Here is a 23,513-nt window from a genome sequence, read left to right as displayed (position 1 = left end):
CTCATTTATCGGAATTGCCACGCCGCCGTTCCTGATGCACGTTCAAGACCCGGAATTGCCCGGCTCTGGAACCGGCCATGACGCAGATGCTCATATCAGAACAAGAAATGGCGCCGCAATGACAGGAAGTGACAGTTTGTGCCAGTTTCTGCAATTGCCTTATGAGTGCATGCTGTTAGACATACCGATTACAAGTATCACATGAACGATGGTGATTTTGCGTTGAGCGATACAAGTATTCTCTATCTTGTTCCAGATACGGGCGCGGCATTTTCGAAAATTTTGAGAACAGTATCCGGGTTTGGAAATGATTATTCAGATTTCCAGAAATCGACGGCCATCAACGCCGGATATTATTATATCGACGCAAATTGGCTGCGTCAGGGATGCAAGTTAGATGTGGAAGGGGACATCAATGAAACCAGGGCGAAAAAAAAGCAGAAATAATGATCAGCCTGAAGTGACTTGGCTTCGTGGAGGTCGTGTCGGCAAGTATAAGGGAGTTGCTGGTGGCATAGCGCCTTGTGAAGCGAGCTTTACGCTGTCCCTTACAGGTTTGTCAGCCGTTTCAGCTGCGGTGTTTGCATCGCTCTTTGTTTGGTCTTCACCATCGCGGGCAGGTAGCTGTGTGGAAACCACGCCAGCTTCGGGAACCTGGACTTGTTCCGGTCCTGCTTCCGGCAGCGATACATCGGTCGCTATCTCATCCTCTCCGCATGTTACAGTTGTCACTCAGCAGGGCTTTGGTCTTTCGGCCGGCGCTGGCCCGGCTTTTGTTGTAAGTTCAAGTGGCGGCATAAGCATAACGGACCAAAATGCTTCTTCCATCACGTCTTCTGGTGACCGAGGTATTGATGTTTACAATGATGCTACTGGCGACGTATCTGTCACGTCGAATGGTAGCATAACCGGCACAGATGCTATTTATATCGCCAATGATGGCACGGGATCTACAATGGTCACAACGTCGGGGACAGTGACCGGAACAACCAACCATGCCATCTACGTTGGTAATAACGTTGACACAACAGATATAATCGTCAGCCAAACAGCCGGCACCATTTCTGGTGCGCGGGATGGCATTCATACATCTCAATATGGAACTGGTGCTACCGTAATCAGTGTCTCCGGGGACGTGAACGGTGTAGGTGATAATGGCATATGGGCGGCAAATCAGGCTACCGCGACAGACATCACCATTACCCAGGAAGCAGGTAGTACGATCACAGGCTATACGCACGGTATTCGCGCAGATAACCGCGGTACTGGAGCTACATCGATCACAACTGCTGGGATCATAAACCAGACCCAGACAACTGGCGCTTTAGTTTATGACACCTATGGTGTCTATGCCTACAATTATGCATCTTCGACGGATATTACCCTTACCCAGACCGCCGGAGCGATTTCCGGCAATTATTTTGGAATGTATGCCAATAATCAGGGTACGGGTTCAACGACGATCGTCAGTGCGGGAAATGTGACGGCAGCGGTATCTGGCGGTCTCTATGCTTTTAACGCCAGCACAGCGAAGGACATCGTTGTCAACCAGACATCCGGAACGGTCAACGGTGGTACTTATGGTGTTTTCGCAGACAACACGGGAACCGGATCAACGACAATTACATTGTCTGGTGACGTGATCGCTTCTGGTAACTACGGCGTCTATTCGCGAAATCGCAGCAGCGCAACCGATCTGACTGTAAAACAGACCGCAGGCTCTATTGCTGGCAACACCGCTATTCTCGCTCGGAATCAAGGTACGGGCGCGACGTTGGTCAGCGTTGTGGGTACAGTAACCGGCGGTGCGGGCGCGGGCATCCAAACGATAGCAGCAAACGGCTCGACCATCGATATTGCAGCTTCGGCAACAGTCAGGGCAACATCCGAGATCGCCATTCGGGATGGCGGTGCTGCTGGTAATTCGACCGCGTCGGATACGGTCGGGGGCAATGTCATTGTTAACAGCGCTGGCACTGTAACCGGCGATGCGATCCTTGGCCTCGGCAACGATACCTTCAATCTGGCTGGTGGAAGCTATAGCGGTAATATTTACGGCGATGACAGGGACGATCCCCAGAGCAATGACGGTATCGCCAACCATGAAGGCGATGATACGTTCAACTGGACGGGCGGCAAACTGACTGGTGGTTTCTACGGTAAGGATGGTTCCGATACCGCAACGGTGAGTGCATCGAGCTATGATGGTTCGCAGGTGCTTGACGGTGGCGATGACACTTCCGTCGCCGATGGCATGATCGATACGCTCACGCTCAAGGGTGTGACTGCGACCACGAATGGCGGCAAGATCACCAATTGGGAAGTCGTCAAGCTGGACGGTGCCAATCTGTCCATTGATGGCGGTGCATGGCATGTCGGTGAGCCAGATGAAGGAACGACCGGTGTGTTCCTGAACAACGGTTCTACCCTTGACGGCATGGCGTCGCTCGACTTCGACGGCAATATGACGATTGATTCAAGCTCGACTTTTGTTGGTACAGGCGACGGAGCCGGGGTTTACGCGTTCAGCGGCGATGTGACCAACGCCGGAACTATCACCACGGTCGATGATGCCGTGGGCGATGTTGTGATCATCGGTGGAAACTACAACGGCAATGGCGGACAGATGCTGTTCGATGTTGCGCTCGGTGATGACAACTCCAAGACGGATATGATCATCGTCAATGGCGATACATCGGGCACGACGAATGTTGGCGTCAACAATGTCGGTGGAACCGGCGCGCAGACTAATGAAGGTATCCGTATCATCGAAGTGAACGGAGCTTCCAATGGCTCGTTCTCGCTCATCGGCGATTACACGGTTGGCGGCAAGCAGGCGGTTGTTGCAGGCGCATACGCCTATCATCTTTACCAGGGCGGCACTTCAACACCCTCTGACGGAGACTGGTATCTGCGTTCACAGCTCAAGCCTACTGAACCTGAAACGCCGCTGTATCAAGCCGGTGTACCGAGCTATGAGGCGTATCCTCAGGCCTTGCTTGGTCTTAATGGCGTACCGACCCTACAGCAGCGTGTTGGCAACCGCTTTTGGGCCGGTAGTGGCAACAAAGTTGTTGCGCAGGGCGCTGATCCGGTCGGAACGCCTTATGCCGCTCCCGAAGAAGCTGGCGTTGCGATTGGAGGCAACGGAGTCTGGGGTCGTATCGAAGGCGCCCATAACAGCATCGAACCTCGTTTCTCGGCCTCGGCTACCGATTACGACCAGAATGTTTTCAAACTCCAGGCCGGTATTGATGGACTGCTGACTGAAACCGAAAACGGCAAGCTGATTGGTGGAGTGACGATCCATTACGCCCATGGCAAAACAGACATAAACTCCGTTTACGGCGATGGTGAAATCCGTACGGACGGTTACGGTTTTGGCGGCACACTGACGTGGTATGGCGAAAACGGCTTCTATCTCGACGGCCAGGGACAGGTGACGTGGTACACGAGCGATCTGAATTCCCTTCTTGCCAACACAAATCTGGCCGATGGCAATGACGGCTTCGGCTATACCTTCTCGCTGGAAGGTGGCAAGCGGATTGCCATTGACCCGGCATGGTCCCTCACCCCACAAGCACAGCTCGTCTATTCGAACGTGGATTTTGACGCATTTACCGATGTTTTCGGTTCTCGTGTCAGCATTGATCACGGCGAGAGCCTGCAGGGCCGTCTCGGGCTTACACTTGATCATGAAAACTCATGGCAGAATGACAAGGGCTTGCTTGACCGGACCCACGTCTACGCCATCGCCAATCTCTACTATGAGTTCCTTGAAGGAACGAAGGTCAGTGTTCAGGGAGTGAGCTTTGCAAGCCGCAATGATCGCGTTTGGGGCGGTCTGGGTATCGGCGGGACCTATAACTGGGATGATGACAAGTATTCGATCTATGGCGAGGGCCTTGTCAACACCAGCCTCAACAACTTCGGCGACAGCTATTCTGTCAAGGGAACAGTGGGCTTTCGCATGAAATGGTAAAATAGTCACCGAGGGCTGATGTTGACGCCCGAACGTATTCAACATCAGCAATCGTGACAGACCGCTGTCAGTCCGCCCTCATTTAACTGACAGCGGTCTCCCGATTTATTCAAGACGTAGCCGGAAAGAGCCTCCGGGTTACCTGTAGATAAAAAGTTGAAGGAGTCGCGTTAATGGTTGATCATTCCATCAAAGGTAAAACCGTTCTTATTGCTGGCGGCGCGAAGAATCTTGGCGGACTCATTGCGCGGGATCTCGCCGTACACGGCGCAGGGGCGATTGCGATTCACTACAACAGCGCGACGAGTAAGGCCGATGCCGACGATACGGTAGCCGCAGTGAAGGCATTGGGTGCCCAGGCAGTCGCCTTTCAGGCAAACCTTGTCACAGCCGGTGCAACCGAGAAGTTGTTTGCCGACACCATTGCAGCAGTTGGCAAGCCGGATATTGCTATTAATACCGTCGGCAAGGTATTGAAGAAGCCAATGGCCGAGATTTCGGAAGCCGAATACGACGAGATGTCTGCGGTGAACGCCAAAGCCGCTTTTTTCTTCATCAAGGAAGCCGGCAAACAAATAAAGGACAATGGCAAGATCTGCACGCTCGTCACCTCCCTGCTCGGCGCCTATACGCCATTCTACTCCAGCTATGCCGGCACAAAAGCTCCGGTGGAACACTTCACGCGCGCAGCTTCAAAGGAATTTGGAGAACGAGGTATTTCAGTAACCGCTATCGGACCTGGCCCGATGGATACGCCGTTTTTTTACCCAGCTGAAGGCGCCGACGCGGTTGCCTATCACAAAACAGCTGCAGCGTTGTCGAATTTCTCGAAAACAGGACTGACAGATATTGGGGACATAGTTCCCTGGGTACGACTTCTGGTCTCTGAAGGCTGGTGGATGACCGGTCAGACCATTCTGGTAAATGGCGGCTACACGACCAAGTAGTTTATTGCAACGGGAACTGGTACCGTCTGGACTGAAGGATGCACGACAACAAGAGGTTGGGACAGGACATGAAACGTTTAGCGACTGCGGGTTTCCTTATCCTCGCAATAATGCAGTCGTCGGTCGCATACGCCGACCTGAAAGCGGCAGACCGCAGACTGAATAATCTCTATAGCCAAGTAGTCAACTCTCTGCCTGCCTCAAATCAAATGCAGCTCAAGGAGAGCCAACGCAACTGGATCAAGTATCGCGATAGTGAGTGCCGATATCAGCAAGTAAACTATGCGATCATGGTTTCAGAAGCAGATTGCAAGGAATTTCTAACACGCCAAAGAGCTGATCACCTTAACCAACAATTAGGCTGGCTGAAAAAAATGGCCGACGAGGCTGACACCGAATCCTCGACAGAATGCAGACAGGAGATCGGTGCGAAGGCAGCAAACGTTCTTGTTAATCAATGCAAGGAGATCTCACCTGCAACGCACCCGCCGTGTAATGCAAGCAATTCGTGCGACATGATCAGGGATGAAATCAAGCGTGGTTGCGGCATGGTCGGTGACAAGAAGCCACCTTACTGCCAGTAGAAATGGCCTTTCAATCCGTCTGCGAGAGCTCTTCCGCTCGCCGGTGTTTTGGGAAAGCGGAGCCGGCAGATGAACTGATGAAGCGTAACAATGCATGGTTCTTGACCATACGTTCCTTTTTCGCTGCCAATACGACCTGACTGCATTCTAAGAAGGCCACATTAAATGATCAATTCCTCGTTGGAATGGTCCGTTCCGTTATTGATCCTTTTTTGCGGTACTGGTTTGATCGTTGCAGGCCGGTTTGGAGTTCAGACCACCCGTTGGGGTGTCGGACTTTGCCTGCTTGGAACCGGCTATGGCTTCATGCTTATCCGTACCGAAACATTCTCGGCGATTAAACCGCTGTGGGAAGACGCGCTGATCCTGACTGGCGTCCTCATTTGCTGTCGAGCACTTACAGAACGCTTCAAACCTGGTAACGTTCAAGCTCTGGATTGGCTCGTTGCAGGCTTATTCCTCTGCACAGCCGCCCTATCACTGATACTTTACCAAAGCGTACGGCTAGAGACTTTATCGATACTTGTAGGCACAGCATCGCTGATATTAATTTCTCTTTGGCGTGTAAAGTCGCTGAAGAAGACGGCTTCTGACAAGATATTTATAGCAGCATTCATTATCATTGCTTCTTCAATTATATTCCAATGTATATTCTACTTATCATCCAACGATATTGAGGGCCCGATTGGCTCGTGGAGCAACTCATTTCCAGGGGTCATGGTTCAGTATACAGGTCTTTTTGGCGGCGTCTTGACGACCTTTGCGATTGTCATCGCAGCTGGCGTGGATGCAATTCATCATTATCGTGAGTTGGCTCACACCGACCCTCTAACCCAGGTGCGTAACCGAAGAGGTATGCAGGCATTTATAAGTTCGGTTCACCTTGACCAAGGAGCGCGCGAACCAGTGACAATTGTCCTGGCAGACATTGATCACTTCAAGATGGTGAACGATCGATTTGGCCATCACGCCGGCGATATGATTATAGTTGATTTCGCCCAGCTGTTACAAAAATGGGCAGGGCGTGGAAGCTGCGTGGCCCGTTTGGGTGGTGAAGAATTTGCAATTTTGTTACCTGGAACCTCCATGCACATTGGAGTCACGCTAATTGAGGCATTGCGGCTGGAGTTCGCTTCACGAAAATGGCCTCATATATCTGCGCATCTCCATCTGACCGCAAGTTTTGGCTTAACAACGCTGGAACAAGGTGAACCGTTCAACTCTGCAATCGCGCGTGCAGATACGAATCTTTATAAAGCCAAGCAGCGGGGAAGAGACCGTCTTGTAGAGGATAAAGCAGCATAATTATTGGTGTCGGTCGCGTACTTCTGCTTCACCCGTTTTGTGACGGAAAAAACAATATGCTTCCGACGATAGCGGCGTGGCGCGACCTGATAGAAACTGTAATCAGCTCCTCCAGAGCTGATTACTATCGTCGTACCACCCTGAAATCCCGCGTATATGCCCAACGGCTCCCTGACGGTTGCCAGGGAGCTCTGGTTCAGACAATTTACTGGCATTACAGATGAACGCCCGGCGACTCGCTATTGGATAAACAACCCCACGCCCGGTGCGATCGGCAGACCGAGTTCCATCCAGAGGATAAGGAACAACAACCACGAGACAAGAAAACCGAGTGCGACGGGGATTGTCATCGACGCAAGCGTTCCGATACCCGCATCCTTTTGATACCTCTGCAAGAATGCGAGGCAGACCGCGAAATAGGGGCTCATCGGCGTCACGATATTGGTAGAGGAGTCAGCGATGCGGAAAGCTGCCTGAATGAGTGCCGGTTCGAAACCAACCAGCATCATCATCGGCACGAAAATAGGTGCCATCAAGGACCATTGCGCAGACCCCGACGTGATAAACAGGTTCATGACGGTAGCCAGTACGACAAACGATACCAGAAGCGGGATGCCGCCAAATCCGCTGGCATCGAGCATGTGAGAGCCGCCTACGGCGATCCACTCCCCCAGGTTTGTCCACTTGAACCAGGCAAGGAACTGCGAAATGGCAAAGAACAGAACCAATGTCGGTGCAAGCTCCTTCACTGCTTCTGCCATGAAGTTTATGCCATCTTGTGACGTTTTGATTTTACCGACAGTCCGGCCATAGATCCAGCCGAGGAAGAGGAAGAATATGGCAAAAATAGCCACTGCGCTTTCCAGGAATGGTGAAGGTACCAGTCCACCATTTTCATTGCGAAGCGGAGATCCGGCTGGCACTACGGCTGCGACTATAATGGCTATGAGTGCCAGGGTTGCCCAACCAACGCGCTTCAACCCTTTCAGCTCCAGTTCACTGACAGGATGAACATCGAGCACCACACTACCACGATAGGTACCAGCCACAGGTTCGACAATTCGCTCGATAATGAATGCGCCAACAATTGAAAGTATGATCGCTGAGGACGCAATGAAATAGTAGTTGTCGATAGGCGATACGTATGCGTTTGCATCGACAGTGTGTGCAGCACTTGTTGTAATACCTGAGAGTATAACGTCTGCTGGCGTGATCAGCAGGCTCGCATCATAGCCAGCTCCGACAGCTACATATCCTGTCACTGCACCCACCAGAGGATTCCGGCCCATTGCCTGGAAAATCATCGCTGAAAGCGGGATAAGGATAATATAGGCCGCATCAGACGCAACGTGGCTGCACATGCCAACCAGAAAAATAACGAATGTAGTCAGATAGCGGGGGGCTTTCATCACGCTGACCTGCATCAGTGCAGCAATAAGACCTGTCTTGTCCGCAACTCCGATGGCAAGCATAATAACGAGCACCACACCGAGTGGTGGAAACATCACAAAATTCTTGGCCACGGTGGTCAGAGCAAATACCAGTCCTTCGCCAGACACGAGGCTTTTGACGGTGACACTTGCGCCGGTTTTCGGATTTACTCCTGATACGCCGTAGATTGCCAGAACCCATGATAAAAGTGCGACGACAACACAAAGAGATGCGAAAAGGATGACGGGATGCGGCAGTTTATTGCCCGCCCGTTCGATCGCATTGAAAAAACGTTGCATATTAATTCTTCCCTTCCAGGCCCTGTACTGTCCGATCCGCACCTTGTAATGCGGTTCCTCCCGACGACTCAGGGTCGGCATCATGATGAATGGCTTCAAGCAGAGGGGTTAAACCGCGACCTGAAGCCGGCTTTTCAAGGATTTTTTTTGAGGCGCTGTTCGGCTATTGCGACGAACATGCCCGCTGCCACCGGCAATATTTCGTCGCGATAGTTATAATGCGGATGGTGGAGGTAGGCGCTATCTTCACCGTTACCGACAAAGAAGAAGCAACCGGGAATCTTTTCCAGATAGAATGCAAAATCTTCCGCACCCATCGTGGGCAATTGATGCATGAAACCGGCTTTTTCAGCGCCGAAGCTCTCGACAGCAACCTTTATTGTAAAGTCCGTTTCATCGTTGTCATTGACAACAGGCGGAATCCGCATTGTCTGTTCCAGTCTGACGCTTGCACCATAGGCCTCGCAAGTCTGCGCAACGACCCGGCGAAGTTCCCTGTCGATTGTCGCTGCAGCCTCAGGCGAGCCATCGCGCGTGTTGATCATCATTGTTGCCTGGCCTGGAATGACGTTGTGACTATTGCCGCCATGGAATTGGGTAACCGTAACGACACCTGAGTCCAGCGGTGACACGCGTCGAGCAATGACACTTTGCAACGATTGAATAACTCCTGCTCCGATAAATACCGGATCGATGGCCAGGTCGGGGCGGGAAGCATGACCACCCTTACCCGTTATGGTGACCTCATAAAGCGAACTTCCACCCATCGCAGGTCCGGCCTTGGCAAAGACCCGCCCTAATGGGTAACCGGGCCGGTTGTGATAACCATAAATGGTCTCGACCCGGTCCAGCGCGCCTTCTTCGATCATGCGTGCGGCCCCAAGGCCGCCTTCTTCTGCTGGCTGGAACAACAGCGTAATCCGACCAGAAAGATGCTCATGATGCCGCGCAAGTCTGTCCGCCGCCAACAACAGCGAAGCGGTATGTCCGTCGTGGCCGCACGCATGCATTTTGCCGGGTGTCTTCGAAGCGTAAGTCAAACCGGTTTCTTCCTGGATAGGCAATGCATCCATATCGGCACGAAAGCCGATTGAGGAACCGGGACGCCCTGTATCAAGGATGGCAAGAACGCCCGTTTCGGCGAGACCGGTTTTGACTTCATAGCCGCGCTGTTTCAGGAATTCAGCGACCAGATCGCTCGTTGCGTGTTCCTCATACTTGAGCTCGGGATTGCTGTGCAATTGTTGGCGAATTGCCGTTGCATCAGCAATGGCATCACTGGTGAAAACAGACATTAAAACCTCCCTGAAAGCAAAATCGGGGCGCTAAGTGCCGCCGATCCTCAGTTCAGGCTTGATATCAAGCCGACAGGCATGCCACAATTTCATAAATTAGTTCATATCGTTGCTTTTTCGGCAAAGCAGAAAGTCCGTTATGCAGCACATCGCCTTGCGCTATTTTCTGGAAGTAGCCCGAACAGGCTCGATTACCGAGGCCTCCGCACAGATGAACGTCTCGGGTTCAGCGATCAGCCGCCAGATATCGCGACTGGAAACCGAGCTCGCTGTGGAACTATTCGAACGCCGACCGCGCGGGATGGTTTTGAGCCCGGCAGGCGAACTGCTGGTCAAACATGTCAGGCGTATCGCATTGGACACCGAACGCGCTTTGGCTGACGTGCGGGAAATGCGCGGTCCGCAGCGCGGGCTAGTGCGTGTCGCAACTTACGAGGGCTTCGCGGTCGATCGCCTGGCGCGTATCATTGCTGATTTTCGTGCGCAGTTTCCGGGAGTTCTTTTTCATGTGTGGGTGGGAAACTCGTCAGAAATTTGCGAACGCGTCAATGAAGGCAACGCTGATATCGGCATCACCTACAGTTATTCCGCACCTGCCGGGGTGAAAATCGAGCGTATCGCCAGAAGGCCAATGTACGCCCTGATTCCACGCTCCCATCCGCTGGCCCGGCGGAAACAGGTTACACTTGCAGATCTGTCAACAGAACCAATGGCCATGCCTGACAAGGGCCGAACCCAGCGTCAGCTCATCGACACCGCTCTGGCTACCAAGGGACTGGCAATGGATCCCGTTTTCTCCACCAACTCGATGGCAACACTGAAGGTATTTGCCTTCGCCGCGGAAACGATTATGTTTTCCAGCTCAGCCGGCAGTAAGGACAATACCCTTCCGGAAAACATCGTTGCCATTCCTGTAGTTGACGAGACCATGAAAGCCAGTGTGCTGCAAATCGTAACCATGCAGGGACGAAACCTTCCGCGAAGCATTGCCGCATTTCTGGACTTCCTTGGTCAATCGGTGATTGAGCGCTGATCGTGGCTGGAGCAAGAAGGACGACACCCTTAGTTTCAGGCTTAGCTTTCCAACTCGTCGCGAAAGTAAATCTCCGTAGCCCTGAAAGAACCGTCAATTCGCCTGCATTGAACCACGATATCAATTGCAATCTTAAGTGACGAAAGCACTTCGACGCGCTCAAGAGCACGTCCCGCCTCCGATTCTTTGACGAGGGTGGCGAGTTGCTCGAATGCGAGTTGTGTCGATCCGGCATGAACGGTGGTGATCGAGCCGGGATGTCCCGAGTTCACGTTTCGAATATAATGAAATGCTGTGCCATCCCTCAGTTCCTGCAGAAGAATACGGTCCGGTCGCATGCGAAGACAGGATTCCAGAAGCTCGCGGGGACCGACTCCGGATAACCCCTGTCCGCCCTTCGAATAGAACAGACGCACATGGTTGGGCTGAGGAATAACCAGCTCTGGTGTGTCCTCGATCGAAATCACTCGTTCATGGTTTGGAATGTGTTTGATCAGGGCCTTTGCAAGGGTTGTTTTGGCAGAACCCGTAGCGCCGGAAATTACGACATTCTTACGGGCAATGACGGCGTGCTGCAGAAACAACTTATATTCGCCGTTGCGGTATAACTCCGCCAGTTTGGTTTCCGATCTTGGACAGGCTGCGCCTGTGTTTCTCGCTTCGGAAAAGAAGCCGTTGTCCTCCAGGTCCTCAAGTGCGAAATCAACAGATGAAGGTTTGCGGATCGTGATGCTGACCGTGGCATTCGTGGTTGCAGGCGGTATGACGATTTGAATGCGTTCATCGTCTGGAAGCGTTGCCGAAAGAATTGGCCGCTTTTCATCGATAGACTGGTTCGAGAATGTAGCAACTGCCCTCGCAAGACGCATAAGCCTTTCGAAGGTCAGACCCGGCGCATCATGGGAGCACCATCCATCGGGTCCTTCTGTCAGTACCTGCCCAGGCTTATTGATGATCACTTCATAAAGCGACCTGTCCTCGAGAAAGATCGCGATTGGTGACAACAGTTCGCGAACGACTGCCGCATTCGTGCTGTCCATACTTTACAACCTTTACTTCGTCACCACTTTCGATTCCGGTTTGAAATCACCCAAAACAGCCCGATCGAAGATACGGTTCTTCGGTTCGGTAATGCGAAGGCGATAAACATCCGAAAAATCGAGATCACGAGCCACGAAGATGGAGACGATCTCGCCTTGGTGCTTGTTTAGCGTTGGGGGAATATCGATCGACTTCTCGACTGCGATTGCCGCTGCTTGCTGACCGGCGCTCATAGTGTCTTGCGCTTCGACACCGCTATTCTGCAAACGACTGCTGGCGTAGCTGGTTGCGTCGCCCACAATCGACAAAAGCAGCGCACTTCCGAAGCGTTCCCACCAATGCCTATCGACGTGGCCATCGAAACCAGAGCGTCCAAGCGCGTCGGTCGCGGGAGATGCCAGCGTGATGATCACACCTTCGGGCGTCTTCGCTCTATTCCACAAAACGAGCAATCGTTTCTGGCCGCGCTGAAGCCCTGCGCGGTACTCTCCAACGACCTGCGTCCCCTTCTTCATCAATACCACCCTGCCATTGTCGGAGAGGACGTCTCTGTCAATGACGCAACTCGTGAAACCTGGTTGATCGGATGCGAGTGCGGTTTCGAGCACGCAAGGAATGGAGTTTCCCATCGCGACGATGAAATTCCGATTGCCAAGCGTTCCTGCGCGTGCGCCTTCAAGACGTGTCGGTCGCAATAGACTATCGAACCGTTGCTCATCGTTGCTCACCTGTCCCTGGCTCATCGCGTTGCTATCGAGCGGCAAGAAGTTACCATCTATCGATTGTGCCGGATTGTCACCGGATTGCCGTACTGGTGACTTATCCTGTTCCCGGCTATAGGCCAGAACGGGTGCCCGACGTGCGGAATCGAGCAGCTTGTCTTCTATTTCCGGAACAGGCTCCAACGTGGGTATTGGAAGCACCGTCTTTGGCGCAGGCACAGGCGCAACTGGCTCCACCTTCTCCTTTGCTGGCTCAAAAGCGTTGGTTTGGCGAATGATCACACGCTCAGGGTAGGTGCGTTGATCCTTGTTGTCCTTTCCGGAAGTAGACCATATGGCAAAGGCGATAAACGCCACTACTGCGAGTGCGATTGCGCCGCGTTTGACAGCCGGATTGCTGTCGATGCGCTGATCGGTGATCGTCTCGGTGCGCTCTCCGGGGATACGGGCTTCTTCTTCGTCTGCCATGTTTCCCCCTTTATTGTTCCGCGGGATCGGATCTCACTACACGTTCTACGGAGGGCGACGTGGTGTTGGTATCCGGATTGATGCCGACGCGGCTGTAGGCTTCGTTGAAGACACACAAAACGTCCTTGCCGCGGCGCAGGATGAACTTACTGCTGATCGCGTGAACCATGACTAGATTGCCGTCGACGGATTTCGACACCAGGCTTTCTGAGCCATCCGGGTTTTCGATATAGATTGCCGGCATTTCCTGGTTGCCCACGAAAGCGAAAGTCGTGATCTTGCCGTTATCGTAGACGCTTTGCGGTTCGAGCGACTGGGACCCCTGCGCCGAATAACGCCAGTTACGAGGCCCATAGGCTTCATGGAGGGCCAGCACATCGTCAGCTTCCTCCGCCTGTGCAGCGCGTGCACGTGCTGCAGCTTGCTGTCGTCGCGCGTTTGCTTCATCTGCGGGATACCGGAATTTCAAATAGAAATAGGTGTTCTGACCAACCTCGACGGTCCCGTCACGCGCGGTCAATTCCATCTGGTAGCTGCGAGTGGAACCGTCGCGTCTGGTCGTTACAACGGAAATGTTGGTGACCGGCTGTTTTTCGCGCGGCTTTAGAAACAGAATATTGCCGGCTGGTGCAACTTCCCAGGCGACACTGTTGCCAAGCGCGACATGGGCGATCTCTTCGTCTGCAGCAAACTCAACCTGAACAGAGGATCGTAACGAACCAACGATCCTGGTGATGTTGAAGGGCTGATAATTGACGAAGCGGACGCGGCTATCCTGCGAGGCACTGTGCGGAATCTCGAGTGCATGCCCCGGAAAGGCGGCTCCTGAAAACAGTGCAGATAAAAGGACTGTCTGTCTTATCAATTGATCGCCTCCGGATCCGAACGATATTCGCTAACCGCAAAGCCAAGCGGGTTCACAAGACGATCCGTGGAGGACATGGGTGCATTGGCGTAGGCATAGGTCAGGCTTGCGATCCAGTGTGTCGTCCGGACTTCGTCACCTCGAGTGACGGTGCGCATATAACGCACGGACGCTACGTTCTGATTTATAAGCGAGATTGAAGCGATCCTGATTTTGGTCGTCGCCGCACGCCCATAGATGACTTGCGGCGAATCCGGATTGCTACCGCGATAGTGGCTCGCAAAGCGATCCTGTTCCGCTTGCGTAGAGAGGAGCGCGACAGTCCTGAAATTTGTCTGTGCCTCACTCCAGACATAACCTTCTCGGGCACGAACATATCTCGCGGCAAAATATTTTGTCACCGCTTCATCGTAAGTCCCGGCGGTCGAAGTCAGCGCCGAAACCACATCGACGATACCGGTCGAATTGTCGACACGAACAACGAAAGGCTCCACCGTTTTCAATGGTGTCAACGCAGCGACTGCAAGGATCGAGACGACCGCAACCAGACTTGCTGCCAACGCGATAGACCAGGCCAATCGGTTCGATCGCTCTATCTGGATCATCCGCTCCTGGTCAAAACGGCGCGCTTTTTCGAAGTAGGATTTGAGGCTTTCAGTCGTAACCATCTCCTCACCCCGCGCAAGAACGATGCGATGCAGCGATATCGAGATGGGCAAACGCCGCAGGTTCTTTGCCCTGCTCAACGTAAGGCAATGCTGACATTGATGATCTTGTATCCTGGCGATGGGGTTTCAGGTTTCGGTTTTCATCCCATTCCCACATAGCGCGATTGAGCGGACGGCGGGTCTGGCCATCGCACTTCGGCAAGGGATAGTTCAACGATGCGCAGCCGCCAAGCAATGCGGCCAGCGCAATGGACCAGAAAAATCTGTTCATCGGAAAAGACCTCTTCTTTCGATAAAGTCATGTGTTCGTACCTCTGGGGCCAACCGTTCGGCCCACTAGACGAACAGTGCGTTTAAGGGCGCGCCCGGTACTTCTGGTGCTGCGCGCAAGCATACCCTCATGAGCATCACGCGCCGCGCCGTAACCGTAAGCAAGTGATGCGCCACCCGAAGCGAGGGCGGATGCAATGCCGGGGAGTTGATAGAAGACGTAGAGCGCGGCGATCCCGATTGCGCAAAGGGCAATCGGACGCATGAGGACGTCGGAATAGGCGTTGATGGCAGTAAAGGTGGAATCGATACACGAGATCAGTAACGAACCCACCGCAACGACGAGGACTTGCAGAATGACGAAATTGACGAGTTGGCCGATCCAGGCCTCAGTGAAACGCCGGGTCGACTGAAACAGTGCCAATGCAACGAAGATTGGCCCGATCGCCAGTATGATTGCCAATGCCAGACGCGCATAAAGTGAGACGACATAGCCAATGCCCGCAACCAGAAAGCTCACCGCGATGACCAATATTCCTGCAACGCCTGTAACGATATCGATGGGCCAGGAAGCGCGCGACCAGATGTCGGTGGCGGACGCCTGTCCCTTGTCCAGAAGACTGTCAAAAGTGCTGGAGTCTGGAGCCGTGCCGGAGTTGAGCGCCCCGGCAATTTCATGCGGGAGTACATTAAAGAAAACATTCGTGACGTAGGTCTGGTAATCGCCGGCGTTCTTGACCAGCGTTACGATAATCGCGAGCTTGATCGCCCGAAACACAAATTCGAGGATCGGCTCGCTAACCGAACCCCGCAGTACCAGATAACCATAAAGCACGATGTATAGGGTGACGGCAACGGTCAACGGGCCTGTTATCCATTGTGCGATGTTCGACGTTCCATCCGAAACGAACGTTTCCAGTGGTTGTTTGAACTGCCCGTCGATAAAGTCGAACACCTGATACATCGCATCAATTCCCCAACGTTTCGCGCATCTTGCGCAGCCTTCGTTTTCCGTCGGCCGCTTCGGCGTTCACACAACCTGGCGTGCCGCGCAGATGGCCCGGATCATTGCGGCATTCGGCCAGGATGCGATTGAGCAGCGTCTCGTCCGCCATCAACGTCTCAACGGGAAAGGTTGGATCCTTCTCTTCTGAGCACCCGGTCAGGCAGACAAGGACAGCGATCGAAACAAGCCGTTTCATTGCAATGCAGCCTTCATCGAATCCATACGTTTGCGCCAGTCTTCCGCTTTGCGCTGTTCATCAACCTGTGTCTGCGCGCGTTGCACCATTTGCAGCCCCTCCATTCGGAGCACATCCGTCTGGAGAAAAGCCTGTTCCGCCTGAAGCCGCGCCTGGAGATCAGCGATTTCCTTGGCATCGCCGGCCGAAGATATTCTCTCTCGCAACTCATCGATCCCGTCGATGCGTTTGGTAGCTACGTCGTAGATCTGCTGACCGATACTCATCTGCCCGGCATTACTGTTCTGAATGCGCGATAGCTCCTTTGCGTAGTAATCGTCGGCGTCGGTGCGAAAGTTCGAATTGCCCTCCAGAAACCTTGAGGCAGACTGTCCGATCACGCCTGATCCATCGCCCTTGAACAAGCTTTCAATGGCTGCGAAATCTGGAGGCAGCGCCTTGCGAATGACCGGATCGTTAAGAACGCTGGCAACATCGGCCATGTCGGTCAGTTTGTTGAGCGAACCATAAAGTTGCTGCGCCTGCTCGATCTGCTGATGGAGCGCATCGAGTTGCGATTTCAGTTGCGCGATACTCTCCATGTGCTTGAGGATTGATGTTCTGTCGATGACAGGAATTCCTTCACCACTCGCAGTCCCGGCTGAGAAGATCAGCGCCGCAACAATGGCCACACACCGAATTTTATCCGCAATCATCAGCTTGCACTCCTTCGTTTCTGGAAAAGGGGCATCCAGTTTTCAAGCCCGTCGCCGACTTCACTTCGAATTGCATCTGCAAGTTCGACATTGGCAGTCCGACCGGAAAGAATGGCGAGTTCATCGTCAAAGCCGTTGAGGTTCAATTCGGCGACGACGCTGTTATGACCTTGTTTGAGAACGAAGCGGCGGCTTTCGATGCTGAGTTCGCGTGCGATCAGCTCGTATTCACGTTCTGTCAGTTTGAAACCGTCGACATAGTCGGAATGGCTTCCGCGTGCGTTCGGAAGAAAAATTTGCGTTGGGCACTGCTCTATGATGGTGTGAGCGATCGATGAGTTGATTGCGTCTCGAGGACTTTGCGTCGCAAACAGCATGAGGCCATTTTGCTTGCGGATCGTCTTGAGCTTGTTTTGTGCAAGGTCGAGGAAGGCGACATCCTGTAAAGCCTTCCAGAACTCGTCAATGACGATGACAATGCGCCTACCGTCGATGAGTTGCTCCACGCGGTAGAAAAGATAAGCCATCAAGGGCGAGCGGATTTCCTCATTATCGAGGAAGTCGGTCATGTCATATCCGAGCAGTTTTCCACCAGCCCCAAATTCTGCCAAACCGGTTTCCTCATTGGCATTGTCGAAGACCCATCCAAGAGGCCCTTCCTTTTCCCATCGGCGCAGCCGGGCAGCAATGCCCTCGGGGTTCGTATTGTCGAGGAAAGTCCGGAGTGCACCGATCGTACGTTGTGCCACCGGAAGATCCGCTAACCCATCGATGGCGGTGGCAATGTCGCGCAGTTCGGTGACAGACAACTGCCCCACCAGCTTTCCAATCCAGTCTGCGAGGAAGATCTTGTTTTCTGGCGTCAGGTCGAGTGCCTTAAGTGGCGCACAACCGGTGGGCTTCCCGTTTTTAAGCGGATGATAGGTGCCACCAGCAGCTCGGATGTAGAGATCGGCGCCGCGGTCCTTGTCAAAAAAGATCACGTGCGGATCGTGCTTTTCAAGCTGGGACAGCATGAAATTGAGCAACACGGTCTTGCCCGCGCCCGATGGCCCGCAAATGAAAGCGTTGCCAAGATCACCGTAATGGAAATTGAAATAGTATGGCGAACCGGATGCAGTTTTGAGGAGCGCGACGGCAGCGCCCCATTCGTTGTCGTCCTTCTGGCCTCCTGGATAGGAATGGAACGGCGACAATGCTGCGAAATTCCGCGAGCTGATTGCACCGGAGCGCGCGCGATATCTGAAATTGCCGGGGAGTTGAGACCACCACGCAGCTTCAAGACCAAGGTCTTCGCGCGCAACAACAGCACCGCCATTGGTGAGGCTTGCGCGCGCTTTTGCGAGGTGGTCGCTCAGTTCTTTTACTGACGAGGCAAACGCTGCCAGTGTCAGATGATGCTCGCCGAGAACAAAACGGTTGGATTCCAGATCGTCCATGGCGTCGTCGAGCTCTTCGATCTGCGAAGCAGCCTTGTCACTGCTGCTGAGCATCTGGTTTTGCTTGCGCCCCATAATTGTACGGGCGTCGGCCTTGGAGACGAAGGAAAAGGATTGCGACAAAATCAGTTCGAAGGGGCTAATCAGGACAGCATCCAACATGCCCGGCTTCGTGGTAGCGGGGTATTCCTTGAAGCTCAGCATCCCGGTAAAGCGGCTTTCAGCCTCGTGCCGGATTTCGATTGTCTCCCGACCGAAAATAACACGATCAGAATAGATCGCCGAGGCAATGCGTCCCTCTGTGAGCGGGACCGGCTCCCTTCGTCCGCCGACGAGTTGATGCAAGACCTCGCACGGTTCGGAAAAAAGCAGGCCATCGGCATCGTATAGCGATAACACTCGCGGCTCGAAGCGTTTCAATCCTGCTGTTATGTCGACCACCTTGTCGCGGAGTTGTTTCAGTGCCTCGTGGTCGAATTCGATATCGCCGTTGCGCGCACGGATGAGACGCGAAAGCAGGTTTGCTGCTTTTTCGGCAGGATCGCGCAGGGGTGACCAGACGACCGTCAGATATAGATCGTTTCGAAAAAGATCTTCGCTCACCATTCGCTGGCGATAATTTTCGTTGAGTTGAGCGGAGAATTTCGCATTAAACCGTCCGTCGGGATAGGTCTTGTCACGCCGACGGATCAGATGGGTCCATAGTGCGAGCCGCTCATCGGAAATGTTCTTGTAGAGCGTGTTTATATCGCGGTGCAGAGCGTTGATATCCAGAACATCTGCGGTTTCGAACGAAACGCCTTCAAGTGCAATCATCACCATGAGCGAACGCGAGTTCAAGGCGATTGTCGTTTCATCGACGTGACGCACGTAAGGAATGAAGGTTTCGGGACCGAGCTCCCGGGACTTGAAGATTGCGGTATCAGGCAAGACCGAGATCCCTTTCGTCGAAGCGGCGGGAGAGTCTGAGCGGCGTGATCGAGCCACCACCCCACAGGGAGGTGTTTCGCGACCGGCCACGCGTCTCGACCCAGGCTACGGCGATACGAAACATGTTGTGATCGTGCCTGACGAGCGCACGGAAGATGCAATGAAAAACCACACCTACGAGCGCATAGACGACAGAACCGGCTGCGAGATAGAAAATCGTCGTTGCGATGACGTTCATGCCCATGGCTTCCATGGTGACACCTGCGAACATGGCAGGTCGGGTACAGGCGATGAACAGTGTATCTTCCTCAAGCACAGGCTTTGAGATCGACATTGCCTCAACTCCCGACAATCGTGCTGACAAGCTCGGAAGAACCGGCAATCACGCCGATTCCGATGATCCAGTAGCCAGCCCGACGGAGGTCCATGTAACCGAACATCCAGGCGACTGCGATCAGTATGACCGCGATGGTCGCGATCAACTTGAAGATATTGCCTGTGAGGAGATCGACGATGTTCTGAAGGATGGACTCGATGCCTGCGGCCTGGGCGAAGGCCGGTTCGACCAGGGTTGCGAAAATTATGGTCGTCATAATGGCGGACGTTGCAATCGAGCGCATACGGTAACCATAGGTCATTTTATTCTTCTCCACGCTGGTTCTGGAAAACGAGGACCGACGACTGACGCCTGGACTTGAAGACATCCCAGGAAGGCGCGGTGGCGTCGGAGGTGGCCTTCCGGCCGAGATTCTCTGCGACAGCGTTTGATGTCGCAGCGGCCCATTCTTCGCGCTGTCCATCTTGACTGCTGCCGACACTCAACGTCGCGCTCGTTGATTTTAGCCGTTCGATCTCACGTTGAACCTGGCTGTCATATTCGGCGGATGAACCGGCAGAGATATCTCCGCCACCGTAAAATGACTGAAGCATGATCTTCCCGGCCTCGGTTTCATCGGCACCCGCCTGGACGGCCCGACGATAGGTGCTGTCAAGCAGTGTCGCGGTCGCTTTCAGATTGAGGCACGGATCGAAAGCTTCGGCGATCGTGAGGTTGAGCCTACTGAGGTCATCAAGACCTAATCCCGCGAGACCAAGCTGAATGTCCTGATGCCCGGCGACCAGGGCAGCGGCGACTTCTATCGCCTCGGCTTTTGAGGCCGGCTGCTGCTTTAAAGGGGGGCCGCTATTGATGCGGATGTTAAATGGTTCGAAACGGCTTTCGAGGCTGACAATACCGGCAAGCGTTTCGGTAGCAACGGACGGCGCGCAATTGTGGGCAAGATCGACAAACCATACGGGCATGACTAGAACCACACCCTCTGCTTGCCGACACCGTCGATCGTAACATCAATGTAGTTAGGTTTTTCGCGAACAAGAGGTCGAGCAGTTTTATGGCCCATACACTGACGGTAGCCTTTTTCGTACTGCCATTTGGCATCAACGAACAGGCTATCGTCATTGCGAAGCTGTTCGCTGCGATGTTTGCACAGGCTGCTGTTTACAGCCTGTGCCGAAGTGGAGACGCAAGACACTACGCGTCTGCGATCAGCGTAAGAAACGGTAAGGCGATAACCGTCATTACAATAATACGGTTCGTAGCGAGGACGTGAGCTCTCAAACCCTGCGCTGCTGCAGGTTGGAAACGACTTGCCTCTGGCAAGCCACCACCATAGCTTTTGCACCGGTGGACGGCATTGTGCATATTGCGTGGCCCCACCGGGATTGGATAAGCACAAGATAACTTTACAACCCCAGTCATCGGCACGAGCGTTTTGACTGGAACCGAGATATAATGCACCGAGTCCGAAAACTGCGATGGCACCACGAAAGAGAAAGTTGCTCATGCCTCCTATCCTCCTATTGTTGTTGGGCAAGTTGTCAGAACACGTTTCGCCTCAACTCCATTACTATGCAAATAATCGATAGTTAAAAAAATGGCAAGCAATTTAAGCGAACGATGGCAAAACCAGGCGCTGGCTCTTTTTGGCCTTCGGGAAATTCTGGAAAAACCGATTGAAGATGAATCGCCGCAATCGCGTATCAAACAAATCGGGATGCTGAATGTACTGTACATGATGCATCAGGCTCATGAGCCACTAACCCTTTCATCTATAATGAAAATTACCGGATTGACGCGCGGCGGCGTTATCGAAACGGTCGAACAACTGGTGCAACGTGGCATCCTCACCGAGACGCTTGGGCGCAATTCGATGGGTCGGGGAACGGCGAGACAGTTTGAATTCGCACGCAACGTATTCGAGCATATCCGCTCCACCGGCGCAGAGTAATTTAACTTATAATCATATTATAAGTTAAATGAATTTTGGTCCCGACTATCCATTTGAAGGGCCTATCTTTGATTACTCCTGTCGAAGCAAGAGGGAACGGATTTCTCGATGAAGCTCTCAACGCAGGGCAATAGGGGATCGCCAATCGGAACGCTGACAAATCGGAAGGGCTTCCTTTATGTGACCGATGAGCGACAGCCGCTCACAGTGCGTCGATCATCTCACTTGAACGCGCTTCCTTCTCAAAAATCCAGTCAAACCCCACCTGTGGTCCCCTTTTGCTGAGAGTGAGGCCGATAGTGAGGAGAGATCGTATTCCAACGAAAGTAACAAAGTCCGCCGCCTCCACCCGAAGGTGAAGGCCATTTGTGAAGGGTCGCAGAAACGCGTAACCGTCGCCAAAACCGATGACGCTCTCACGACCAATAATGTCGATCGACACAAATTGTGCACTGAATTCGGTGTGTAGAAATTTGCCTGCCTCATCGGGGTTCGAAACGAGGACGAACGCTTCAGCACGGTGTTTATACGTAAGATTTTTCATCATAGGGCCTGAGTTTTTCACGTTCCGACGCACAGAGCACCTTTCTCCATTACGGTCGCTGAACTGCTTGCACCTCTGCAGTCGCCCTCACTAAACCAACATATCGATCAGTTACTGCTGATCGTCATGCAAGTGAGACGTCGCGGAGCGAACGAGACTTGATAACGCGATGGCTATCGAAACCCTTCTGTGCGGAACCGAGGCAGTTGGGGCTAGCCGTTGTCGACCAGGAGCTCTTTGACTGCGCTACAAAAACTCTCGATCTCATCCGCCTGATGGCTGGCGGTGAGAGAGACACGCAATCCTGCTTCTCCCCTGGCTACCGTTGGGAAGAAAATTGCTGAAGCGTAGAATTTATGTTTCAGAAGTTCCTGAGCACACCCAATTGATGTCATTTCATCGCCGATACGGATAATGCGGATCGGCAGCGTGGATCCCGATTGGGCTGTGGGCATCAGTCTGTCAAAAAGTGCGATATTGTCCTGCAACGCGGCTTGTCGTTGCCCAAGCTCTGGAGATCGATGGATTTCAGCTGAAGCCAACGCTGCACCAATAGCTGCTGTATTGAGTGATGCCGAGAATGCGTGTGCAATTGCATAACGGCGAAACAAACTTTCCTGATGGGCGGTTCCCAGCATCAGCAACCCGCCAGATGCTCCAAATCCTTTGCCCAACGATGTGACGATTATGGTTCGGTCTCCCAGGTTATCGAATTGGGATCTCGCATAACCCTGCCCTTCCTTACCGACAATGGATACTCCATGTGCATCGTCAATGTACAAGAACAAGTCGTATTTTTCTTGCAGCTGTTTCAATTCATCGATGCGCGCGCCGCCTCCCATAGAGTACACGCCATCGCAAATGTATGCGACGTTTCGGTTCTTTTTGCAGATGTCCTCGAGTGCTTCATAGTCGTTGTGCGGTATCGTTTGAACGGCGGTTTCATCGGCCATTGTTTTCTTGTGGTAGGCAAGGGTCGCGTGAGCAAACCGATCGAAAACCATCGTTGGCTTTATACCGCCAGTCAGATGACCAGAAGCAACCAATGGAAGTGCGCTCATGTTAGCGGCCAGAACGGTCGTATAGGTAATTGAACGGGCTTCGAAGAGCTGCGAAAGCGCCTCTTCGAGTTCGCCAAGCTGTGCGAAGTTCAGCCTTGTCCGCGCGCAGGACCAATGTAGGCTACCGTTTTGTCGAACTGCTTCAATGGCTCCCCCGACGATACGTGGGTGATTGTCCAGCCCGAGATAGGAACACCGGACGAAATCAATGACATTGTCGTTGCGACCGAGTAACTGGACCTGGCGCCTTTCTCTCGGGACCGCGTAAAGCGCCATAACACCTTGAAGGTGAGCCGCTTCGAAATGAGAGCCTGCAATATCGATCAACTTCGCAGTATTGCGAGTACCCGTTCCAGATAGACGTTGAGATGAATCAAACGGAATTCTTGGCATCACATCCTCCATTGTGGTGCCAGTATGAAAGCTGGAAGAAATATTATTCGC

At 53.1% G+C, this 23,513-nt stretch carries 24 protein-coding genes; 7 read left to right on the top strand and 17 right to left on the bottom strand.

The annotated features are described in order from the left end of the window. The first annotated feature begins 201 nt into the window (after positions 1-201). The 5 genes from OINT_RS23595 to OINT_RS12830 all read left to right on the top strand — a co-directional run bounded on the left by OINT_RS23595 (position 202) and on the right by OINT_RS12830 (position 6,818). The gene (locus OINT_RS23595; RefSeq protein ID WP_006472038.1) at positions 202-447 is read left to right on the top strand and encodes a hypothetical protein; all 246 of its coding nucleotides are present in this window, start codon (positions 202-204) and stop codon (positions 445-447) included. After that, positions 416-3,982 (top strand): autotransporter outer membrane beta-barrel domain-containing protein, encoded by a 3,567-nt coding sequence (locus tag OINT_RS12845; protein ID WP_006468264.1) that lies wholly within the window; start codon positions 416-418, stop codon positions 3,980-3,982. The genes OINT_RS23595 and OINT_RS12845 overlap by 32 nt, the downstream gene beginning before the upstream one ends. Positions 3,983-4,155: 173 nt before the next feature. Further along, positions 4,156-4,929: an SDR family oxidoreductase gene (locus OINT_RS12840; protein ID WP_006468263.1), complete on the top strand. Its 774-nt coding sequence runs from the start codon at positions 4,156-4,158 to the stop codon at positions 4,927-4,929. A 68-nt stretch (positions 4,930-4,997) separates the two neighbouring features. Next, on the top strand, positions 4,998-5,513 hold the full coding sequence (locus tag OINT_RS12835; RefSeq protein WP_235691670.1) for a lysozyme inhibitor LprI family protein: 516 nt from the start codon (positions 4,998-5,000) through the stop codon (positions 5,511-5,513). 165 nt (positions 5,514-5,678) lie between these two features. Further along, entirely contained in the window at positions 5,679-6,818 is a 1,140-nt protein-coding gene (locus OINT_RS12830; protein ID WP_006468261.1) for a GGDEF domain-containing protein, read from the top strand. A 239-nt stretch (positions 6,819-7,057) separates the two neighbouring features. Here OINT_RS12830 and OINT_RS12825 read toward each other — a convergent pair whose 3' ends face one another. Together OINT_RS12825 and OINT_RS12820 are read right to left on the bottom strand one after the other, a co-directional pair. Further along, complete coding sequence (locus OINT_RS12825) at positions 7,058-8,548, bottom strand: AbgT family transporter (protein ID WP_006472036.1); 1,491 nt, start codon at positions 8,546-8,548, stop codon at positions 7,058-7,060. Between the two features lie 134 nt (positions 8,549-8,682). Next, positions 8,683-9,843 carry a M20 metallopeptidase family protein gene (locus tag OINT_RS12820; protein WP_006468259.1) on the bottom strand — a complete coding sequence of 387 codons (1,161 nt, stop codon included), beginning with the start codon at positions 9,841-9,843 and terminating at the stop codon, positions 8,683-8,685. A gap of 139 nt (positions 9,844-9,982) precedes the next feature. On the opposite strand from OINT_RS12820, the gene OINT_RS12815 reads away from it, so the two are divergent. Beyond that, positions 9,983-10,876 carry a LysR family transcriptional regulator gene (locus tag OINT_RS12815; protein ID WP_021585419.1) on the top strand — a complete coding sequence of 298 codons (894 nt, stop codon included), beginning with the start codon at positions 9,983-9,985 and terminating at the stop codon, positions 10,874-10,876. A gap of 41 nt (positions 10,877-10,917) precedes the next feature. Here the strand turns inward: OINT_RS12815 and virB11 are convergent, their stop codons facing one another. The 13 genes from virB11 to OINT_RS23855 are packed head-to-tail and all read right to left on the bottom strand — an operon-like array spanning position 10,918 to position 21,020. Then, complete coding sequence (gene virB11 / locus OINT_RS12810) at positions 10,918-11,916, bottom strand: P-type DNA transfer ATPase VirB11 (protein WP_006468257.1); 999 nt, start codon at positions 11,914-11,916, stop codon at positions 10,918-10,920. A gap of 12 nt (positions 11,917-11,928) precedes the next feature. Then, positions 11,929-13,107: a type IV secretion system protein VirB10 gene (gene virB10 / locus OINT_RS12805; RefSeq protein WP_006468256.1), complete on the bottom strand. Its 1,179-nt coding sequence runs from the start codon at positions 13,105-13,107 to the stop codon at positions 11,929-11,931. A 10-nt stretch (positions 13,108-13,117) separates the two neighbouring features. Further along, positions 13,118-13,972, bottom strand: a complete 855-nt coding sequence (gene virB9, locus OINT_RS12800; RefSeq protein ID WP_006468255.1) for a P-type conjugative transfer protein VirB9 — start codon at positions 13,970-13,972, stop codon at positions 13,118-13,120. Continuing rightward, positions 13,969-14,640: a VirB8 family type IV secretion system protein gene (locus OINT_RS12795; RefSeq protein ID WP_006468254.1), complete on the bottom strand. Its 672-nt coding sequence runs from the start codon at positions 14,638-14,640 to the stop codon at positions 13,969-13,971. The genes virB9 and OINT_RS12795 overlap by 4 nt, the downstream gene beginning before the upstream one ends. 4 nt (positions 14,641-14,644) lie before the next feature. Further along, positions 14,645-14,911, bottom strand: coding sequence for a hypothetical protein (locus tag OINT_RS12790; RefSeq protein ID WP_006468253.1), 267 nt, complete (start codon positions 14,909-14,911; stop codon positions 14,645-14,647). 27 nt (positions 14,912-14,938) lie between these two features. Continuing rightward, positions 14,939-15,874 carry a TrbL/VirB6 family protein gene (locus tag OINT_RS12785; protein WP_006468252.1) on the bottom strand — a complete coding sequence of 312 codons (936 nt, stop codon included), beginning with the start codon at positions 15,872-15,874 and terminating at the stop codon, positions 14,939-14,941. 4 nt (positions 15,875-15,878) lie between these two features. Beyond that, the gene (locus OINT_RS12780; RefSeq protein WP_006468251.1) at positions 15,879-16,112 is read right to left on the bottom strand and encodes an EexN family lipoprotein; all 234 of its coding nucleotides are present in this window, start codon (positions 16,110-16,112) and stop codon (positions 15,879-15,881) included. Beyond that, positions 16,109-16,807, bottom strand: coding sequence for a P-type DNA transfer protein VirB5 (gene virB5 / locus OINT_RS12775; RefSeq protein ID WP_006468250.1), 699 nt, complete (start codon positions 16,805-16,807; stop codon positions 16,109-16,111). The genes OINT_RS12780 and virB5 overlap by 4 nt, the downstream gene beginning before the upstream one ends. Then, positions 16,807-19,176, bottom strand: coding sequence for a VirB4 family type IV secretion/conjugal transfer ATPase (locus OINT_RS12770; protein WP_006468249.1), 2,370 nt, complete (start codon positions 19,174-19,176; stop codon positions 16,807-16,809). Before OINT_RS12770 ends, virB5 begins: the two co-directional genes overlap by 1 nt. Beyond that, on the bottom strand, positions 19,169-19,510 hold the full coding sequence (locus OINT_RS12765) for a VirB3 family type IV secretion system protein (RefSeq protein ID WP_006468248.1): 342 nt from the start codon (positions 19,508-19,510) through the stop codon (positions 19,169-19,171). Before OINT_RS12765 ends, OINT_RS12770 begins: the two co-directional genes overlap by 8 nt. Before the next feature lie 4 nt (positions 19,511-19,514). Then, a complete protein-coding gene (locus OINT_RS12760) occupies positions 19,515-19,814 on the bottom strand; it encodes a TrbC/VirB2 family protein (protein WP_006472033.1) in 300 nt (99 codons plus the stop codon). A gap of 1 nt (position 19,815) precedes the next feature. Continuing rightward, entirely contained in the window at positions 19,816-20,478 is a 663-nt protein-coding gene (locus OINT_RS12755; RefSeq protein ID WP_006472032.1) for a lytic transglycosylase domain-containing protein, read from the bottom strand. A 2-nt stretch (positions 20,479-20,480) separates the two neighbouring features. Further along, a complete protein-coding gene (locus OINT_RS23855) occupies positions 20,481-21,020 on the bottom strand; it encodes a hypothetical protein (RefSeq protein WP_075042411.1) in 540 nt (179 codons plus the stop codon). Between the two features lie 90 nt (positions 21,021-21,110). Here OINT_RS23855 and OINT_RS12745 point away from each other — a divergent pair, with 90 nt between their 5' ends. Beyond that, complete coding sequence (locus OINT_RS12745) at positions 21,111-21,464, top strand: hypothetical protein (RefSeq protein ID WP_006468244.1); 354 nt, start codon at positions 21,111-21,113, stop codon at positions 21,462-21,464. 202 nt (positions 21,465-21,666) lie between these two features. On the opposite strand, the gene OINT_RS12740 is transcribed toward OINT_RS12745, so the two are convergent. Continuing rightward, on the bottom strand, positions 21,667-22,011 hold the full coding sequence (locus tag OINT_RS12740; RefSeq protein ID WP_006472031.1) for a hypothetical protein: 345 nt from the start codon (positions 22,009-22,011) through the stop codon (positions 21,667-21,669). Positions 22,012-22,220: 209 nt separating this feature from the next. Beyond that, positions 22,221-23,462 carry an 8-amino-7-oxononanoate synthase family protein gene (locus tag OINT_RS12735; RefSeq protein WP_006472030.1) on the bottom strand — a complete coding sequence of 414 codons (1,242 nt, stop codon included), beginning with the start codon at positions 23,460-23,462 and terminating at the stop codon, positions 22,221-22,223. Positions 23,463-23,513 lie beyond the last annotated feature (51 nt).

Source organism: Brucella intermedia LMG 3301, assembly GCF_000182645.1.
Classification (GTDB): domain Bacteria; phylum Pseudomonadota; class Alphaproteobacteria; order Rhizobiales; family Rhizobiaceae; genus Brucella; species Brucella intermedia.
Note: the sequence above shows the minus strand (reverse complement) of the source record. Positions and strands in the feature narration are given on the sequence as shown.

What these genes read in the sequence shown, in the direction of transcription:
- OINT_RS23595 (WP_006472038.1), top strand. Translation starts at nt 202, where the DNA reads ATGAACGATGGTGATTTTGCGTTGAGCGATACAAGTATTCTCTATCTT.
- OINT_RS12845 (WP_006468264.1), top strand. Translation starts at nt 416, where the DNA reads ATGAAACCAGGGCGAAAAAAAAGCAGAAATAATGATCAGCCTGAAGTG.
- OINT_RS12840 (WP_006468263.1), top strand. Translation starts at nt 4,156, where the DNA reads ATGGTTGATCATTCCATCAAAGGTAAAACCGTTCTTATTGCTGGCGGC.
- OINT_RS12835 (WP_235691670.1), top strand. Translation starts at nt 4,998, where the DNA reads ATGAAACGTTTAGCGACTGCGGGTTTCCTTATCCTCGCAATAATGCAG.
- OINT_RS12830 (WP_006468261.1), top strand. Translation starts at nt 5,679, where the DNA reads ATGATCAATTCCTCGTTGGAATGGTCCGTTCCGTTATTGATCCTTTTT.
- OINT_RS12825 (WP_006472036.1), bottom strand. Translation starts at nt 8,548, where the DNA reads ATGCAACGTTTTTTCAATGCGATCGAACGGGCGGGCAATAAACTGCCG.
- OINT_RS12820 (WP_006468259.1), bottom strand. Translation starts at nt 9,843, where the DNA reads ATGTCTGTTTTCACCAGTGATGCCATTGCTGATGCAACGGCAATTCGC.
- OINT_RS12815 (WP_021585419.1), top strand. Translation starts at nt 9,983, where the DNA reads ATGCAGCACATCGCCTTGCGCTATTTTCTGGAAGTAGCCCGAACAGGC.
- virB11 (WP_006468257.1), bottom strand. Translation starts at nt 11,916, where the DNA reads ATGGACAGCACGAATGCGGCAGTCGTTCGCGAACTGTTGTCACCAATC.
- virB10 (WP_006468256.1), bottom strand. Translation starts at nt 13,107, where the DNA reads ATGGCAGACGAAGAAGAAGCCCGTATCCCCGGAGAGCGCACCGAGACG.
- OINT_RS12795 (WP_006468254.1), bottom strand. Translation starts at nt 14,640, where the DNA reads ATGGTTACGACTGAAAGCCTCAAATCCTACTTCGAAAAAGCGCGCCGT.
- OINT_RS12790 (WP_006468253.1), bottom strand. Translation starts at nt 14,911, where the DNA reads ATGAACAGATTTTTCTGGTCCATTGCGCTGGCCGCATTGCTTGGCGGC.
- OINT_RS12785 (WP_006468252.1), bottom strand. Translation starts at nt 15,874, where the DNA reads ATGTATCAGGTGTTCGACTTTATCGACGGGCAGTTCAAACAACCACTG.
- OINT_RS12780 (WP_006468251.1), bottom strand. Translation starts at nt 16,112, where the DNA reads ATGAAACGGCTTGTTTCGATCGCTGTCCTTGTCTGCCTGACCGGGTGC.
- virB5 (WP_006468250.1), bottom strand. Translation starts at nt 16,807, where the DNA reads ATGATTGCGGATAAAATTCGGTGTGTGGCCATTGTTGCGGCGCTGATC.
- OINT_RS12765 (WP_006468248.1), bottom strand. Translation starts at nt 19,510, where the DNA reads ATGTCGATCTCAAAGCCTGTGCTTGAGGAAGATACACTGTTCATCGCC.
- OINT_RS12760 (WP_006472033.1), bottom strand. Translation starts at nt 19,814, where the DNA reads ATGACCTATGGTTACCGTATGCGCTCGATTGCAACGTCCGCCATTATG.
- OINT_RS12755 (WP_006472032.1), bottom strand. Translation starts at nt 20,478, where the DNA reads ATGCCCGTATGGTTTGTCGATCTTGCCCACAATTGCGCGCCGTCCGTT.
- OINT_RS23855 (WP_075042411.1), bottom strand. Translation starts at nt 21,020, where the DNA reads ATGAGCAACTTTCTCTTTCGTGGTGCCATCGCAGTTTTCGGACTCGGT.
- OINT_RS12745 (WP_006468244.1), top strand. Translation starts at nt 21,111, where the DNA reads ATGGCAAGCAATTTAAGCGAACGATGGCAAAACCAGGCGCTGGCTCTT.
- OINT_RS12740 (WP_006472031.1), bottom strand. Translation starts at nt 22,011, where the DNA reads ATGATGAAAAATCTTACGTATAAACACCGTGCTGAAGCGTTCGTCCTC.
- OINT_RS12735 (WP_006472030.1), bottom strand. Translation starts at nt 23,462, where the DNA reads ATGCCAAGAATTCCGTTTGATTCATCTCAACGTCTATCTGGAACGGGT.